Annotated in this window: 11 protein-coding genes; 7 read left to right on the top strand and 4 right to left on the bottom strand. The window is 73.6% G+C overall.

The features are described from left to right. Nucleotides 1-50 precede the first annotated feature (50 nt). Both Vau01_RS35120 and Vau01_RS35115 read left to right on the top strand, forming a co-directional pair. Complete coding sequence (locus tag Vau01_RS35120; RefSeq protein WP_204002028.1) at nt 51-497, top strand: MarR family winged helix-turn-helix transcriptional regulator; 447 nt, start codon at nt 51-53, stop codon at nt 495-497. Further along, nucleotides 494-10,900, top strand: a complete 10,407-nt coding sequence (locus Vau01_RS35115) for a non-ribosomal peptide synthetase (RefSeq protein WP_204002025.1) — start codon at nt 494-496, stop codon at nt 10,898-10,900. The genes Vau01_RS35120 and Vau01_RS35115 overlap by 4 nt, the downstream gene beginning before the upstream one ends. Here Vau01_RS35115 and Vau01_RS35110 read toward each other — a convergent pair. Then, nucleotides 10,830-11,516, bottom strand: coding sequence for a GntR family transcriptional regulator (locus tag Vau01_RS35110; protein WP_204002012.1), 687 nt, complete (start codon nt 11,514-11,516; stop codon nt 10,830-10,832). The two genes, Vau01_RS35115 and Vau01_RS35110, sit on opposite strands and share 71 nt — an antisense overlap. A 49-nt stretch (nt 11,517-11,565) precedes the next feature. On the opposite strand from Vau01_RS35110, the gene Vau01_RS35105 reads away from it, so the two are divergent. Further along, nucleotides 11,566-12,837 carry an aspartate aminotransferase family protein gene (locus Vau01_RS35105; RefSeq protein WP_204002009.1) on the top strand — a complete coding sequence of 424 codons (1,272 nt, stop codon included), beginning with the start codon at nt 11,566-11,568 and terminating at the stop codon, nt 12,835-12,837. Here Vau01_RS35105 and Vau01_RS35100 read toward each other — a convergent pair. The 3 genes from Vau01_RS35100 to Vau01_RS35090 all read right to left on the bottom strand — a co-directional run bounded on the left by Vau01_RS35100 (nt 12,834) and on the right by Vau01_RS35090 (nt 15,618). Further along, nucleotides 12,834-13,865, bottom strand: a complete 1,032-nt coding sequence (locus Vau01_RS35100; protein WP_204002006.1) for a glycoside hydrolase family 6 protein — start codon at nt 13,863-13,865, stop codon at nt 12,834-12,836. The two genes, Vau01_RS35105 and Vau01_RS35100, sit on opposite strands and share 4 nt — an antisense overlap. A gap of 671 nt (nt 13,866-14,536) precedes the next feature. After that, nucleotides 14,537-15,031, bottom strand: coding sequence for a DinB family protein (locus tag Vau01_RS35095; protein ID WP_204002003.1), 495 nt, complete (start codon nt 15,029-15,031; stop codon nt 14,537-14,539). Then, entirely contained in the window at nt 15,028-15,618 is a 591-nt protein-coding gene (locus Vau01_RS35090) for a TetR/AcrR family transcriptional regulator (RefSeq protein ID WP_204002000.1), read from the bottom strand. Before Vau01_RS35090 ends, Vau01_RS35095 begins: the two co-directional genes overlap by 4 nt. A 14-nt stretch (nt 15,619-15,632) precedes the next feature. Here Vau01_RS35090 and Vau01_RS35085 point away from each other — a divergent pair, with 14 nt between their 5' ends. The 4 genes from Vau01_RS35085 to Vau01_RS35070 are packed head-to-tail and all read left to right on the top strand — an operon-like array spanning nt 15,633 to nt 17,310. After that, the gene (locus Vau01_RS35085; RefSeq protein WP_204001997.1) at nt 15,633-16,079 is read left to right on the top strand and encodes an SRPBCC family protein; all 447 of its coding nucleotides are present in this window, start codon (nt 15,633-15,635) and stop codon (nt 16,077-16,079) included. Nucleotides 16,080-16,131: 52 nt separating this feature from the next. Then, a complete protein-coding gene (locus tag Vau01_RS35080; protein WP_204001994.1) occupies nt 16,132-16,383 on the top strand; it encodes a hypothetical protein in 252 nt (83 codons plus the stop codon). Continuing rightward, nucleotides 16,380-16,862 carry a DUF6325 family protein gene (locus Vau01_RS35075; RefSeq protein ID WP_204001992.1) on the top strand — a complete coding sequence of 161 codons (483 nt, stop codon included), beginning with the start codon at nt 16,380-16,382 and terminating at the stop codon, nt 16,860-16,862. The genes Vau01_RS35080 and Vau01_RS35075 overlap by 4 nt, the downstream gene beginning before the upstream one ends. Before the next feature lies 1 nt (nt 16,863). Next, nucleotides 16,864-17,310: a hypothetical protein gene (locus Vau01_RS35070; protein ID WP_204001990.1), complete on the top strand. Its 447-nt coding sequence runs from the start codon at nt 16,864-16,866 to the stop codon at nt 17,308-17,310. The last annotated feature ends 1 nt before the right edge of the window (nt 17,311 follow it).

Here is a 17,311-nt window from a genome sequence, read left to right as displayed (position 1 = left end):
GTGAGCCTAGGAAGCCGGGTCGGTGGGGTCAAGTCTGTCAGGATGACGCGATGGGTGACGAGGCCGACAGCGAACCGGACCAGCGCGTGTTCCTGCTGCTCCAGCAGGCCGCGCACCGGTTGCGGATCTGGGCCGACCGGCGCTGCGTCGACCTCGCCGGTGTCACCACCGCACAGACCGGTGCACTTTTCGCACTGCACGACCGTCCGATGAGCACGCAGCGGGAGCTGGCCGCCGCACTCGGGCAGCGGGAGTCCGCCGTCACGGCGATGGTGCGCCGCCTGCTCGACGCCGACCTGGTCAGCCGCCATCCCAGCCCGGACGACCACCGCGCCCACCTGCTCGCGCTGACCCCCGCCGGAACGGCCGCCCTGAACCTCGTACGCCCGATGGTCGCCGAGTTCAACACGATGTTGAAGCGGGTGCTGGGCGCCGACGGTCCGGCGTCGCTCGCCGCCGCGTTGCGGACCCTGCGCGACACCGACGAGTTCCGGTGACCCTCGTCGACGTGCTCCTGCACGCGGCCGACGAGGCGCCCGACCGGGTGATCGTGCACGTCGACGGCGACGGCGCCGAGCACCCGGTCACCTTCCGCGAACTTCGCGACGACGCGTTGCGGGTGGCCGGGGGCCTGCGCGCCATCGCGGGAGCGCCCGGCACACCGGTGATCCTGCGCCTCGACCGGAGCGCGGACTTCCAGGCCGCGTTCTGGGGAGCGGTGCTCGCCGGACTCGTACCGGTCCCGCTGGCCCCGGACCAGGCCCGGGTCGACGCCGTGTCGACGGCCCTCGACCATCCACCGATCGTCACGCGGAGCGAGCTGGATTCGTTGCGGCGCAACGCTTCCGTGGAGCCGCACCGGCCGGCGCCGGGCGACCTGGCGTTCCTGCAGTACTCGTCGGGCAGCACCGGCGATCCGCGGGGCGTCGAGGTGACGCACGCCAACGTCGTCGCGAACCTGGAGCAGGCGGCGGTGGGGGGCGGGCTCACCGCGTCCGATGTGATCGTCACCTGGTTGCCGTTCCACCACGATCTGGGCCTGATCGGCGGCCATCTCGCGCCGCTCGCCGCGCGGATGGGGCAGGTGGTGCTGAGCCCGGTCGCGTTCGCGAAGCGGCCGGCGCGGTGGCTGGAGATCGCCGCGCGGCACCGCGCGACCGTGCTGCCGGCGGTGAACTTCGCGCTGGCGCTGGTGGTCCGGCGGGTACCGGACCGGGTGCTGGCGGGCCTCGACCTGAGCGCGGTGCGGCTGTGCGCGGTCGGCGCCGAACCGATCGCGCCGGCCGTGTGGCGGTCGTTTCTCGCGAAGACCGCTGCCGCCGGACTCGATCCCCGTGCGCTGCAACCGGTGTACGGGCTGGCGGAGGCGACGCTCGGCGTGTGCGCGCCGCCGCTGGGCGAGATCGCGGTTCCGCTGGAACTCGACCGCGCCGCGCTGGCCGCCGGCCGCGCCGTGCTGACGGCCGACACGGCCGCGCTGGCCGCCGGCCGCGCCACGCCGGCGGCCGACACCGTCGCGCTGGCGGCCGACACCGTCGCGCTGGCGGCCGACACCGCCGCGCCGGCGGCCGGCCGGGCGGAACCGGGTGGGGACGTCGCCGAGTTCATGGACGTCGGGTTCCCCGTGCCGGGGTGTACGGTCCGGATCGTCGACGACGGCCGGAACCCGTTGCCGGACAACCGGATCGGCCACATCGAGGTGCGCGGGCCGAACGTCGCCCGGGGCTATCACCGCGATCCGGAGGCCACGGCCGAGTCCTTTGTGGACGGCTGGCTGCGCACAGGCGACCTCGGGTTCCTCCGAAGTGGACGGTTGTGCGTCACGGGGCGGGCCAAGGACGTGGTGTTCGTCAACGGGGCGACGTTCCACGCGTCCGACCTGGAGGCGGTGGCCGCCGCCACACCGGGCCTGCCGGCGGGACCGTGCGCCGTGGTCGGGTCGCCCGATCCCGCCACCGGCGCCGACCGCGTGGTGGTGTTCGTGCCGCGCCGGGCACCGCTCGACGCCGTCGCGAAACGGATCGCCGCCGCGACCGGGCACTCCGACGTGCGCGTGGTGCCGCTCGCGACGTTTCCCCGCACCACGAGCGGGAAGGTGCGCCGCGGGCTGCTCCGCGAACGGTTCGAGGCCGGCGGGTACGCACCCGTCTCCGCCGACAGCGTCGTGCGGCGCGCATGGGGTCGCGCGTTGCGACGCGATCCGGCGACCATCGGGCCGCACGACCGGTTCCTGGAGATCGGTGGCACGTCGCTGACCGCGATGGAGGTGCTCGCCGATCTCGAGGACGCGTACGGCGTCGACCTCGATCCGGTGGTGCTCCGCGACCACGGGACGATCGCGGCGTTGACCGGGCTGTTGAGCGGGCAGCGTTCGCCGGCCGCGCGGACCGGACCCGGCGCCGGGCGGGACGGTGGGCCGGTCGCCGTCATCGGGATGGCGTGCCGGTTTCCGGGCGCCGACACACCGGAGGAGTTCTGGGACGCGCTCCTCGCCGGGCGCGATGCCGTCACGGCGTCCGCCCGCTGGGCCGGATCCGGTTCCTTCCTCGCCGATCCGGCCGCGTTCGACGCCACGTTCTTCGGAGTGGACGCCGACGAGGCGCGCCACACCGACCCGCAGACCCGCATCCTGCTGGAGGTGGCGCACGAGGCGCTGGAGCGCGCCGGCTACGCGGGCGTGCGCCGGAACGGCCTGCGGGTCGGGGTCTTCGCCGTCGCCGGCGAGAGCGGATACCTGGAGCTGGTGCGCCGCAACGCCTCCCCCCGGGCCGGCCTGATCGGCGGTCTGCGCAACCTCGTGGCGGCGCGCCTCGCGCACGCGTTGGACCTCGACGGCCCGGCCCTCGTCGTCGACACCGCGTGCTCGTCGGCCCTCGTGGCGCTGCACCTGGCCCGGCTCAGCATCGCCGCCGGCGAGTGCGATCTGGCCGTCGTCGGCGGGGTCAACCTCAACCTGACCGCCGACGCGTACCACGCACTCGACGACGCACAGGCGATCTCGCCGACCGGGCGGTGCCGGGTGTTCAGCGCCGACGCCGACGGCATCGTGCCGGGCGAGGGCGCGGCGGCGCTCGTGCTCACGGGTGCGGCGGCCGCCCGCCGGCGCGGCGATCCGGTGCTGGCGCTGGTGCGTGGCAGCGCGGTCAACAACGACGGACGCTCGCTGAGCGTCCTGACGCCGAACCCGCCCCGCCAGGCGGCGGTGATCGCCCGCGCGTACCGTGACGCCGGCGTCGACCCGGCCCGGGTGTCCTATGTGGAGGCTCACGGCACCGGAACGGTGCTCGGCGATCCGATGGAGGTCCGGTCGCTGGCCCGCGCCCTGCCGCCGCGGGCGGACGGCGGGCCGCGCTGGCTGGGCTCGGTCAAGGCCAACCTCGGTCACCTGCTGAACGCGGCCGGCATGCCGGCGCTCGTCAAGGTGGTGCTGGCGTTGGGCCACCGGCGGCTGCCGCCGTCGCCGCACCACGAGCCGGTCTCGGCCCGGCTCGGCCTCGACACCGCCGGGCTCGCCGTGGTCGACCACCCGGTCGAGTGGACGGGCACCGGCCCGTTGCTGGCCGGCGTCAACGGATTCGGCTTCGGCGGAACGAACGTCCACGTGATCCTGGAGGAGGCGCCGCCACCGGTCCGGTCGGGCCGGCGGCCGGGGCCGCATCTGCTCACCCTGTCGGCGCACACGCCGGCGGCCCTCACGGCGGCGATGGCCGCGCTCCGTGCGCACGCGCTCGCCCGGCCGGACCTCGGGGCCGCGGATATCTGCGCGGCGGCCGGGACCGCCCGCGATCACGGGCCGCACCGATGGGCGGTGGTCGTCGACGGCGACTCGGCCGATGACGTGGCCGCGGCTCTGCCCACGGAGCCGCCCCGGGACGGCGGCGGGACCTCGGCTGGGCGGGTCGCGTTCGTGGTGCCCGGGGTCCGGCCGGCGGTCGGGGTCGGCGTCGCGTTGGCGCGGCGACTCGTCGCGGCCGGGATCCGGCCCGACGCGGTGCTCCGGGCCGGGAGCCGGGACGGGAGCATAGCCGGGTTCGACGTCGTGGTGGCCTTCGCCTGTTCGGCTCCGGTGCCGGGTGGCCGCGTCTACGACGTGCCCGCCGACGCCGACGGGCGGTGGCTGCTCGCCCTCGCCGGGCGGCTCTGGGAGAGCGGCCTTCCGCTGGATCGCACCGCACTGGACGCGGGAACGGTTCGGGTGCCCGTGCCGACCTACCCGTTCCAGCGTCAGCGGTACTGGATCGATCTCCCGATCGCGCTGCACCGTCCGGTCTTCCGGCCCGCACCGATCGTGGATACCGGCACCCGTCCCGTGGTGGTGCACCGGGTCGGATCGGCATCCATTGTGGACAGTGTCGAGGCGCTCGACGCGGCGGTCGGTGCGGCGGTCGCGGCCGTCCGGGAGTTGACCGGGCTTCTCGTCGAGCGGCCCGCGGTGCTCCTGGTGACCGAGGACATGTGCGGCACCGGTGCGCCCGGCGAGGTGGTCCGGCCGACGCAGGCGGTGGCGGCGGGGCTGGCGTTGGCGCTGCCGGCCGAGTTGGCCGGGGTCGGCGTCCGGGTGGTCGATCTCTCCACGATGGACAGAGCCGGTGAGCACGCCGCCGCCCTGGCCCGGGAGCGGGCCGCACCGCCGTCGCCCGGCACGGCCGAGGTGGTCGCGTGGCGTTCCGGCACCCGGCTGTCCCGCGTGCCGGAGCGGGTCGACGTCGCCGGTCCGTCGCGGAGCGCTGGCACCTGTCTCATCACCGGCGGCACCGGCGGCGTGGGCCGCGCACTGGCCCGCGACCTGGCCGCGGACGGCTCGGCGCGGCTGCTCATCCTGGCGGCCCGCGCGGCCGAATCACCGGACGGACTGTTGCCGGAGCTACGGGCGCTCGGTGCGCGAGCCCGCTACATCCGGTGCGACGTCACGGATCCGGGCTCCGTCGACGCGCTCGCCGCGGCCGTGGCCGACCTGACCCCCACGCTGGATGCCGTGTTCCATCTGGCCGGCGCGCTCCGCCCGGGCACGCTGACCGCCAAGGGGGACGACGAGATCGGCGCCGTACTGGCGCCCAAGGTGCGGGGCACGTACCTGCTGGCGGCGGCGCTCGACCGGCACGACCGCACGCCGCGCCGGTTCGTGTGCGCGTCGTCGATCGTGGCGATCCGGCCGGACCTCTCGGGGACCCTCGCCGATTACGCCGCCGCCAACCGCTTCCAGGCGGCGTTCGCCGCGGGCCGCCCCGGTGCCGTGACCGTCCACCTTCCGGTGCTGGCGAACACGGGGATGGCCACGCCGGGGTTGACGGCGGCGTTGACGGCCGGCGGGGTGCCCGTCCACGAACCGGCCACCGCGCTGCGGGCGCTGCGGGCGGCCCTGACCGCCGACGGCCCGGAACTGATCGCGGGCGACGGCGCGGGGAACGGCCGGGCCGCGGTGCGGCGCGGATCGCGGACGGACGACGCCGCGTCACCCGGAACCGGGCGCGCCGACATCAGGCTTCTCATCGAGCGGCACATCGGCCGGGAACTGCGAACGGACGAGTCACTGCTACGACAGGGAATCGACTCGTTGACGGCGGTCGACCTCGTCAAGAAGCTGGAGCAGCGGCTGGGGCGCGAGCTGCCCACGACGCTCCTCTTCGAGCACGACACCGTCGACGCGCTCGCCGCGTTCCTCGACGCCGAAGGCGCCCCGCTGACGCCCGTGCAGCTCGCCTTCCACACGGCCGGCCGCATGTATCCGGACGTGGCCGCGTTCGGCTACGTGCGGCAGACGGTCGCCGGCCCGCTGGACGGTGCCCGCGTCGGCCGCGCGTTGGCGGTGCTGGCGGCGCGCCATCCGATGCTGCGGATGCGACTGGTCGGGCCCGAGCCACGGCAGGTGATCGGGCCACCGGACACAGTGGACGGACCGCCGCCGTGGTTCACCGAGACGGAGTTGCGGACGTCCGTCGCGGCGCTCGAGGAGGAGGCGAGCAACCGGCCGATCGACCTGACCCGGGAGGCGCCGTTGCGAGCGGTGCTCGCCCGCGAGCCACGCGACGACGTGGCGCATCTGGTGCTCGTCGGCCATCACGCCGCCGTCGACGGGTACAGCCTGCACCGCCTGTGCCAGGAACTGTGGACGATCTACCGCGACGGTGCTGATTCTGCACCACCCGGTCCGTTCACAGCACTGCCGTCGGCGCAGCCGTCCCCAGCGGATCTCGCCTATTGGCGGACGGCGCTCGCCGGTTATCCACAGGGCCTGCGGCTGCCGTACGACGGCGACCCGTCCGAGTCACCCGCTCCGCCGCTGGTCTCGTACCAGGTGCGGACCGGCGCGGATGCGTTGGTGGCGACGGCTGCCGCGGCCGGCGTCTCGCTGTTCCACCTCGTGCTCGCGTCCTACCTGCGGTGCCTCGCCACGTGGACCGGGCAGGAGCGGATCGCGGTGAACGTGGCCCGGTCCGGCCGGCATGTCCGGGTTCCCGGGATCGAGACGCTGATCGGGCCGCTCGCCGACGTCCTGCCGGTGGTGGTCGACGTGCGGCCGGCGGACGGCGTCGCCGACATTGCGGTCCGGGTGCGGCAGGCGTGGTTGGAGTCGGAGCGGCACGGCTCGGTGTCCGGTGTGGACATCGGGCGGCTCGCGTCGGCCGCCGGTGGGCGGGCACCGGCGGCGGGGTTCAGCTTCGCCCGCTTCCCGGTCACCGTCGACACCGACGGCCTGCCGGAGGTGACGGCCACCGCGGCGGGCACGGGGTCGGCGGCCACCCGGCTCAGCCTGCTCGCCTGGGAGGTCGACGGCGTCCTGCACCTGTCGTGGAACTTCCCGTTGGCACTGTTCCGCCGGGACACCGTCGCCCGTCTCGCGGACGAGCACCTCGCCGCGCTGACGACAACGGACGCGCGGAGTGTCGTCCGGCGGATCCTCGACCGGTGTGCCGTCGCACCGACCGCGGTCGCCGTCGACGACCTGAACGGTGGACGGCTCACCTACGGGGAACTGGAACGGGCGTCCGCGCGGCTGGCCGGTGCGCTCCGCCGGCGCTCGACCGGTGCGCCTGTCGGGCTGTTGACCGCGCCCGGCGTCGACACCGTCGTCGGCGTGGTCGGTGTGCTGGCCGCCGGTGCCGCGTACGTCCCGTTGGACGCCACGCATCCGCCCGGCCGGCTGCGCGATCAGCTCGACCGGTGCGGCGCCCGGCTGGTCGTGTGCCACGCGGCCACCGCGGCGACGGCGGCCGCGATCGGCCTCGACCGGCTCGACCTCTCGACCGTCGACGACGACGCGTCCACTGTGGACCCTCAGCCGGGCGACCTCGCCTACATCATGTTCACGTCCGGGTCGACCGGACGCCCGAAAGGCGTTCCGGTGACGCACGGCGCGCTCGCCAACTACCTCGACTGGGCCGTCGACACGTTCGGCTACCGGCCGGGCGACCGGATGCTGCAACCCGCGCCGATCTGTTTCGACGCCTCCGTGCGGCAGATCCTGGCGCCGCTGCTCGCCGGAGCGACCGTGGTTCCGGTCGGCCGTGACCTGCTGCTGGACCCGGATGCGTTGCTGCGCCTGGTCGAGCGCGGCCGGATCACCGTGTGGAGTTCGGTGCCGGCGCTGTGGGAACGGCTGCTCGTCGCCGCGGAGAAGCGGGGGGACCGGCCGGAGCTGTCCGCGCTGCGCTGGGTGCACGTCGGCGGCGAGCCCCTGCGGGCGGATCCGGTGCGGCGGTGGTTCGACCTGTTCGGCGCCGGGCCGCGGATCACCAACCTGTACGGCCCGACGGAGACCACCATCAATGCCGCGTACCACGTCGTCGACCGCCGGCCCGACGACGGCGCCCGCACGGTTCCGATCGGACGGCCCGCCGCCGGTGCGACTCTGGTGATCGTCGACGACGAGTTGCTGATCGGCGGCCCGGGCCTGAGCCCCGGCTACCTCGACGATCCGGAGCGCACCGCGGCCGCGTTCCGGTGGCACGAGGGGCAACGCCTGTATGCCAGCGGCGATGTCGTGCGTCGACGGCCCGACGGTGCGCTGGAGTTCGTCGGCCGCCGTGACGACCAGGTGAAGGTGCGTGGTCACCGCGTCGAGCCCGGCGAGGCCGAGGCCGTGCTGCGCGGACATCCCGACGTCGAGCACGCCGCCGTGCTGCCCGACGGGAACCGGCTCGTCGCGTACGTCCAGGTGCGCGCCGGGTCCGGTGCCGACCTGCGCGCGTACCTCGACGAGCGGTTGCCGGAATATCTGGTGCCCGCGCGCGTTCACACGGTCGCGGTGCTGCCGTTGACCGCGGCCGGGAAGGTCGACCGGAGCCGACTGGTCGAGGCGCCGCGCGAGGGCGCGATCGGCGGCCCGCCGCGCGGTCGCACCGAGGAGTCGGTCGCGGCGGTGTGGTCGCTTCTGCTCGGCGTCGGTCCGGTGGGACGCGGGGACGACTTCTTCGCGCTCGGCGGCGACTCGATTCTCGCCCTGGACCTGTTCGCCCGCCTCGCCGACGAGTTCGCCGATCTCCCCCGCCCCACGGCGATCTACCGGAACCGCACCGTGCAGGCACTGGCCGCCGCGATAGACACGGCCGGCACAGACGCCGGCACAGACGCGGCCGGCACAGACGCCGGCGGCGCAAACGTCGGCGACACCGGCGGCAGCCGGCCCGGGCGACAGCCCGCACCGGGCGGCAGCGCGGAACCCTTCCCGCTCACCGCTTCCCAGCGCGGCTTCCTGCTCGCCGAGGCCGTCGACCCGGACGGCAACCACGGCTGGCTCGCGCGCGTCCGGCTCCGGGGACCGCTCGACCGCGACCGGTTCCAGCGCGCCGTCGACGCGCTCGTCGAGCGGCACGGCATGCTGCGCACCGTGTTCCCGGCCGGCGCCCGGCCGCCCGTGCAGCAGGAGCTGCCGCCTTCCCTGCGCCTGCCGGTCACCTATGAAACGTCCGAAGTGGACACCGCGGTCGCCGATGAACGGGCGCGCCGCTTCGAGCCGTGGGCGTGGCCGCTGATCCGCCTGCGGCTGGTGCGCGTCGGCGCGGACGAGCATGTGCTGATCGTCCACGCGCACCACCTCATCGGTGACGGGTACAGCGCGGCGCTGTTGAGCCGCGAGCTCCTCGACCGCTACCGCGACCCGGACCATCGGCCGCCGCCGCTGCGCTGCACGTTCCGCGACTACGTGGCGATCGCCGATGCCGGCGCCACGCTACGGCCCCGCCCTGCAGAAGCGAAAACCAGCACCGCCGAGTCCCTTGTGGACACCCGCACGACGGACCGGCTGCGCCGGCTCACCATGGCGCACGGCGCCACCCCGCATGCCGCCGTGCTCACCGCCTACCTGCGCGCGTTGCGGCGGCACACCGGCCGGCGCGACGTCGTGATCGGCGTCGCCACCACCGGACGCGAGTACCCGCTCCCCGACCTGAACCGCCTCTTCGGCCCGTGTGTCGGCGCGATCACCATCCGCCCCGCATCGGGTTCGACGTTCGACGCCGACCTGCGTCACACGATCGCCGCGGTGACCGCCGCCCGCGAGGCCGAAGACGCGGGAACGCCTGACGGCGACGTCGACGCCTTCTTCACCTACCTCGACTTCAGTGCCCTCGCACGAACCACGGAACCAGCCACCGGGCTGACCGCCGAGTGGGAACCCGGCACCGAACTCGAACCGCCCGCCGCCGGCACGGACTTCTTCCTCGCCGCCCGCCCGACCGCCGACGGGCTGCTGCTCACCGTGCGCGCCGCCGGCGAATCGCAGGCCCTCGTCGACGAGATCCGCACGGACCTGATGCGGGCCACTGCGCACCGGAGCGCCGGGTCGTGGAGCGGGACGCTCGACGCCGCGCTCGTCGGATACCTTCCGTCCCCCGCGCATCTCGCCGCGCTGGCCGGCCTCCCGCTGAACGCCGTGCCCCGCGACCACATCAGGACGGCGCTGTTCCCCACCGGCGAGCCGCGCCTCCTCGAGGTCACCGAGACGGCGCTCGGCCGGTCCGGCTACGTGTGCCTGCCGCGGTTCGCCGACGAACTGTCCACGGTGGACGATCTCGCCGCCGAGGTGACCCGGGCGGTCGCCGTCGCCGGCACGGAATCCGTGTCGCTGGCGGGCATGCTGCCCTCGCTCACCGGCTACGGGTTCGCGCTGCAGAACACGGACACGGTCACCACCGGCCATGCCGCCACCGCCGTGGCCGTCGCCGGCACCGTGCTCGCCGCCCTCGACGCCGCCGGCCGGAAGCCGGGCACTATCGCGTTTCTCGGCCTCGGTTCCATCGGCCGGGCCACCCTCGACCTCGTACTCGCCCTGCTGCCGGAGAAGCCGCGGAGACTGCTGCTCTGCGACCTCCCCGCCACGCTCACCATGCGATCGGACCTGTGCCAGCGCCTCCGGGACGCCGGCTACGACGCGTCCACCGGCGACTGGACCGACGCCGACCTCATCGTCGCCGCCACCAGCGCGACCACCGCGCCGCTCGACGCCGCGACGCTGAGACCGGGCACGATCGTCGTCGACGACTCCTTCCCACCCGCGATCGATCCCGTCGCGGCGCTCGATCGCATGCGCCGCCGGCGCGACATCCTCGTGGTGGGCGGCGGTCTGCTCGCCGTCGGCGCGGTCGACCGGATCACCGCACCGGACCTCCCGCCCGACGTGGTGGAACGCTATGCCGCCCAGCCGCGCGTGCCCGGAACGCTCGCCTCGTGCCAGGTGGAGTCGCTGGCGCGCGCCGCGGATCCGGGCCTACCCGCGGTGCGCGGCCTCGTGGAGCCCGCGGTGGCGGAGCGGTACCGGGACGCGCTCACGCGGCTGGGCGTCGGCACCGCGCCGCTGCATCTCATGCACGAGGTGATCGACCCGGGACTGATCAGAGTTCCGCGTCCAGAACCGAGGGGGTACCGGCGAGGATCTGAAGAAGATCGTCGCGGAAGCGGCTGATCGCCGACGCCATCGCCCGTTCGGCGTTCGCCGCCTCGCCGGCGGCCAGCGCCTCCAGCAGGGTCAGGTGTTCGCCGCGCACGCGGGTGGCGCCGCCGGGGACACCGGCCGCGAACGCCACCGCGATCGCGCGTTCGCTCTCGTCGAGGAGGCGTTGCACCAGCGCCTCCTGGCGGGAGTTGCCGGCGGCGGCCGCGACGGTGACGTGGATGTCGCGGTTCACCGCGAGGAATTCCTCCACTGTGGACTCGTCGGCCACCGACAGGGTGTTCACCCGCGCCGCGAGGCCGGCGACCGCGCCGGCGCTGAGCACGGTGGCCGCGGTGCGGGCGCCCGCCGGCTCGACCAGCAGCCGTAGGTCGTAGATCTCCCGGACGTCGCGCAGCGTCAACGGCGCGATCACGTGCCCGCGCCGCGGCTCGGCCAGCACGAGGCCCTCGGCGCGCAGCCGCGCCAGTGCCGACCGCACGGCCGCCTTCGACAGCCCGAACCGGTCGCCGAGGTTGGTCTCGGAGACCGGCAACGACGGGGGCAGTTCCAGCCGGACGATCGCCCGGCGCAGCCGGTGGTATGCGGCGTTGCCCGACGAGGTTGCGGTAACCGCGGAAGTGCTCACGGCGTCCCATTGTATTGACATGTCAAAGCCGGAGTGCTGACATGTCAGAGTGACCACCGACAACCTCATCCGATACGGCGGCGAGTTCGCCGCCGAGCTCATCGAACGCGCGGAGGGCAGTTGGCTGACCACCGAGGGTGGCCGGCGGATCCTCGACTTCACGTCCGGGCAGATGTGCGCGACGCTCGGGCACGGCCACCCGGAGATCCTCAAGGCCATCACCGGGGCCAGCGGCAAGGTCGTCCACCTCTTCAGCGGTTTCCTGTCGCGCGACGTCACCGAACTGGCCCGCGAACTGATGGCGACGCTGCCGGAACCGTTGGCGCGGGCCATGTTCCTGTCGACCGGCGGCGAGGCGAACGAGGCCGCGCTGCGGCTGGCGAAGCTGACCACGGGCGGCTACGAGGTGCTGGCGTTCGCGGGATCGTGGCACGGGATGACGGCCGGCGCGTCGTCGAGCACCTACAGCGCCGGCCGGCGAGGCTACGGGCCGGGAATGCCGGGCACGATGGCGCTTCCCGCGCCGAACGCGTACCGGTGCCCGATCCGGCACTGCCGCGACAGGTGCGACTTCACCTGTCTCGACACGGGAATGGCGCTCGCCGACACGATGTCGACCGGCGCGCCGGCGGCCGTGATCGCCGAGCCGATCCTCAGCGCGGGCGGCATCGTGCCGCTGCCGCCGGGCTATCTCGCCCGGCTGCGCGAGCACTGCGACCAGCGCGGCATGCTGATGATCCTCGACGAGGCGCAGACCGCGCTCGGCCGCGTCGGCGCGATGTACGCGTTCGAGCAGCACGACGTCGTACCCGACATCCTGACGCTCAGCAAGACGCTCGGCGGCGGGCTGCCGTTGTCCGCAACGGTTACCACGAAAGAGATCGAGGAGGACGCGGCGGAGAAGGGCTTCCTGCACTTCACCTCGCACGTGAGTGACCCGCTGCCGGCCGCGGTGGGGCGGGCCGTGCTGCGCACGGTGCTCGCCGACGACCTGCCGGCGCGGGCGGTCAAGCTCGGCGACCGGCTGCGGGCCGGACTGCTGGAACTGCAGCAGAAGCACGAGACGATCGGCGACGTGCGCGGGCAGGGCCTGCTGCTCGGCGTCGACCTCGTGGCCGACCGCGACACCCGGGCCGCCGCGCCGGACTACTCGGTGCGAGTCACCAACCGGGCCCTCGAACTCGGCGTGAACATCAACATCGTCAAGTTCCCCGGCTTCGGCAGCGTGCTGCGGATCGCGCCGCCGCTCACGGCGTCGACCGACGAGATCGACCTCGGCCTGGAGATGCTCGACACCGCGCTGAGCGAGGTGAAGCTTTAGGACCGGCGGGCGAGCTCCAGCGCGTACTCCGGCCACCACCTGCCGGCCGCCGGCTCGCCCGGCCGGCAGGCGCCGTCGGACTCCCCCGGACGCTTGACCCACAACAGCGCCGCCGCGCGCGGATGGCCGGTGTCCACAGTGGGCGGTTGGCCGAGCATCCGGCCGCGCGGATTGCACCAACCGGGTGCACCGTCCGCGACGGTCGCCGGGCCGGCGCCGTTGCGGCTCGTGTCCACCACGTACAGCTTGCCGCCGAGCGCGGTCGACAGCCGGTCGCCGTACGCGAAGTTGTCGGCCGTCGGGATGAAGTTCGAGACGTTGAGGGAGAAGCCGTCGGCGGCGTCGGCGCCGGCCCGGCGCAGCGCGACGGCGAGGCGGCCGGTGTCGGTGACCCACGCGGGATGACCGGCGTCGAGGTACACGACGGCGTTCGGCGACGACTTGAGCGTGCTGACCGCGTCGCGCAGCAGCGCGTAGCGCGCCTCCTCGTCGCCGCCGCAGCCGTCGACGATGTGCGGCACCGCGTCGGGTTCGACGACGACGACCGCCGGGCGTCCGTTGAGGCCGGCCGCCACCGTGCGGATCCAGGCGCGGTAGGCATCGGGCGTCGCGGCACCGCCGGCGCTGAAACTCCCGCAGTCCCGGCCCGGGATGTTGTACGCGACGAGCACCGGCAGCTGACCCGCGGCGGCGGCCCGCGTCACCAGGCCGTCGACCTCCTTCGTCGCGTCGGTGCCGGCCGTCAGCCAGTGGGCCACCGCCCGGTCGCCGATCTTCCGCAGTTGCTGGGCGTCGGCGGTGCGCTTCTCGGCGTCCCACTTCGCGGCCTGCCGGCTCGCCGGGTTCACCGGATCGACGTAGAACACCTTGCCGGCCAACGGATTCGGCGGAAGCGGAGGCTCGGCCTGAACGGCGGTGGCCGACGGAACACCGGTCCCGATGGCAGGCGGCCGCCCGTCGGACCCGCATCCGGTGAGGACGCCGGCCGTGAGCGCGGCGACGACCGCGAGCCGCACAAGTCTCGTCATGAGTTCACTAACGAACGAGATCGCGGAGGGCTCCCCTGTGGAGTCCTCCGCGACCGTTACCTGTGCCGATCTGACCCGCGGGGCCAGTCATGGTGCCAGGAGGGCCGGACCTGCGACACCACGGTCGGTGCGCGAGCGGCCCGGCGGCACGACGCTGGCGGCGCCGACCGGATCGGGGTGTGACTGCCGTTCTGTCGACCTGTTTCTGCCGGGGTTCCCCATGTCGTCACCGGCCCGCTCGTAGCGGCCGTCGGGAACGTTTGTCGGCGTGGCAGTGCCGGGTGTGGCCCCACTAAGTCGACGCTCCGTCAATTCCACCGTCCGGTGTGGACATCGGTGCGGTGGCCGGGTGTGCGTCGGTGGTCACGGGCGGCCGAGGTCGGCGATTCGGCGTGGGCTGCGCCGGCGCTATGTGTCACGCGTCATTGGCGCGGCCACCGGTGAATCCTCCATTCATGTCCCCGGTCATACTGCCGGCCGGGTCGGCGGTCGAGGTGCGTCAAGCAGGTTGTCGTCTCCCCTTCTCCAGGCGGTCCGCGCTCCCGCGCGGCGCGCCGGCTCGGACGGGCTCTTCGCCCTGTCCCCGCAACTCGTCTGCGCGCCATATGCTAAGTGTCACCACTTCGCGACCATCAGTACAAGGCTTGGCAACCGACCTGCACCCGGCGACGTCACTCGCCGACGGCGCCGTCGATGCGTTCCCGCAACAGGTCGGCGTGGCCGAGGTGCCGGGCGTACTCCTTGCCGAGATAGTGGAGGACCCACCGCACCGTGTACGGCCGCTCGGTCCCGAACTCGTCGTCGAGCCCGAGCCCGGCGAGCACCTCCCGCGACCGTGCACAGTGGACGGTGTACACGTCGAGGTTGTCGGCGGCCGTATCGGCGGAGACGTCGTCGAAGTCACCGTCGGGGCTCTCGTCGGTGCAGTACAGCAACGCGATGTCCGGGTCGGCGAGCTTGTGCGCGTACATCCGCTCCATCTCGGTGAGGTGGCGGATCAGCCCGATCATCGACATCGGCGACGGCGGGCACGACTTCTCGGCGAGCTGAGCCGGCGAGAGCCCGGCGCACTTGTGCACGATGCTCGCGCGGTAGTAGTCGAGCCACGATTCGAGCATCACGCGCTCGTCGGCGATGCGGGGCGGCTCAACGCGGTCGGGAGTCATCCGGGGACCGTACCGCCCCGGTACAGCACGAGGAACCGCTCCATCGCCGCCCGTACCCCCTCCTGGTCGCCGGTGGCGAGCAGGTCGAGCAGCAACCCGCGGGTCACCGCGACGCTGAGGCGGGCCGTCGCGCGCGCGTCGGCCGGCGGAACGCCGTTGCGGACATTGAGGTCCGCGATCGGGGCGACCCACGACTCGACGATCCCGTCGAGGAGTTCGGCCGTGTGCGGTCGCGACCGCAGCGCCTGGCTGTAGATCTCGAAGAACAGCTTCTCGTAGGGCCACATCGCCGGGTCGGCGAGGCGGTCCCACAACCGCCGGCCGAGTTCCTCGGGCGGCACGTCGCCGTCGAGATCGGCGAGGAACTGCCGCTGCCGCGCCTCGACCTCGCGCACCACCGCGACCAGCAGGGCCTCCTTGGACCCGAAGTGGTACACGAGCATGCGGTGGCTGGTGCCGAGCGCGGCGGCCAGTTGGCGCAGGCTGAGGTCGCTGATGCCCTGGTGCGCCGCGTATTCGACCGCCGCGTCGAGCAACTGCCCACGGCGACCTTCGTCTCGTGCCTCTTCCCTGTCGATGTACCGCATGGTACATGTACCACATGGTACAGAGAATCGAGACCACCGCCCGATCGTCCGCCGACGCCCCGACCGTCTACTCGCTCTTGATCGACGGGAAGACCTGGCCCGTCTGGTCGCCGCTCGAATCCTTCACGCTGGAGGCCGAGGCGCCGGGTGGCGGTGAAGGGTTGGGCGCGATCCGCGTCTTCCGCACCGGTCGCACCGTGAGCCGCGAAGAAGTCGTGGAGCTGGTGCCAGACCGGCGATTCAGCTACGCGTTGCTGTCCGGGCTGCCGCTGCGGAACTACCGGGCGAACGTCGATCTGACGCCGGTCGACGGCGGAACCGTCATCCATTGGCGCAGCAGTTTCACGGCGAAGGTGCCCGGCACCGGTTGGATCTACCGCTGGGCGCTGGGCAAGTTCATCCAGCGCTGCGTCGACGGCCTCGCCGCGCACGCCCGGAACCATCCCGCGCGGAGGATGTGACCCGGCGTCGACGGCGGCCAGTATCTGGACGTCCGTCGATGAGGAGCAGCCGATGCTGTTGGTGCCCAGGCAGCTGTTACGTGCGGGGATGACCGGCAACGTGCCCTATTACGGTGGCCGCCTGACGCCCGCGCAGGCCTACGCGGCGTCCCATCCGCCCGCCCCACCGCCGCCCGCCCCACCGCCGCCATCGCCCGCGGCCGCGCCGGCACCGGATCCGCTGGTCGCGCTGCGGCACCTGTTCGACACCGGCGTGATCACCGCCGAGGAGTACGAGGATCTGCGTTCGCGGGTGGGCCGGTGAAGGGGCCGGTGCAGGTTCTCGTCGTGGGCTTCGACCACCCGGCGTTCTCCGGCGAGGTGCTCGCGGAGTTCACCCGGCTCCGGGACGCCGGGATCGTGCGGCTGGTCGACCTGCTGCTCGTCTCGCGCGCGGCGGACGGCAGCCTCGAAACCCTGACCGCACCGGACGGCGTCGACGCGGGCCTCGGCGGACTCGCGGTCGCGCTGCTCGCCCAGCGCGACGGCGGCGGGGCGTCGGCGGAACCGGAGGCGGAACCGGCAGCGGGCCCGGAGGTGTGGTCCCTGGCCGACGCGATCCCGGTCGGCACCGCCGCGGCGGTCGCCCTGATCGAGCACCTCTGGGCCGGGCCGTTGACGGCGGCGATCCGGCGGGCCGGCTCCACCCGGTCGGCCGAGACCTGGCTGGCCCCCGACGACCTCGCCCTGCTCGACGCCCTCATCGAGCAACACGCGATGTCGGGACACGAGAGATGGAGTTGAGATGACGACACACGCCGACTTCTCCCCCGAGGAGTGGAAGTCGATCCTCGAGGGTCCACCGAGCGCCGGCATGATGGTCGTCATGGCATCGCGCGGCGGGATGTTCCGCGAAACGATGGCAATGGCGAAGGCATACGCGGAGGCCCGCGCCGCGCACGGCGAGAGTCAACTCCTCGACGAGATCGTGGCGGCCAAGCCGAAGGCCGACCACACGAGGTACCACTCACCGGAGGCACTCCGCGAGAACGTCCTCCGGCACCTGCGTACCGCGGTCGCGTTGCTGGAGACCAAGGCGACGCCCGAGGAGGTCGAGGGGTACCGCCGGTTCGTTCTCGCCGTCGCCGACAAGGTCGCGAACGCGCACCGCGAGCACGGCCAGGCCGTGAGCCCCGAGGAAGCCGTCGCCATCGACCTGATCGCCACGGCCCTCGGCGCGACCGCCTCCTGAG

The organism is Virgisporangium aurantiacum, assembly GCF_016863635.1.
GTDB classification, from domain to species: Bacteria; Actinomycetota; Actinomycetes; order Mycobacteriales; family Micromonosporaceae; genus Virgisporangium; species Virgisporangium aurantiacum.
This window is presented reverse-complemented; position numbering and strand designations above follow the sequence as displayed.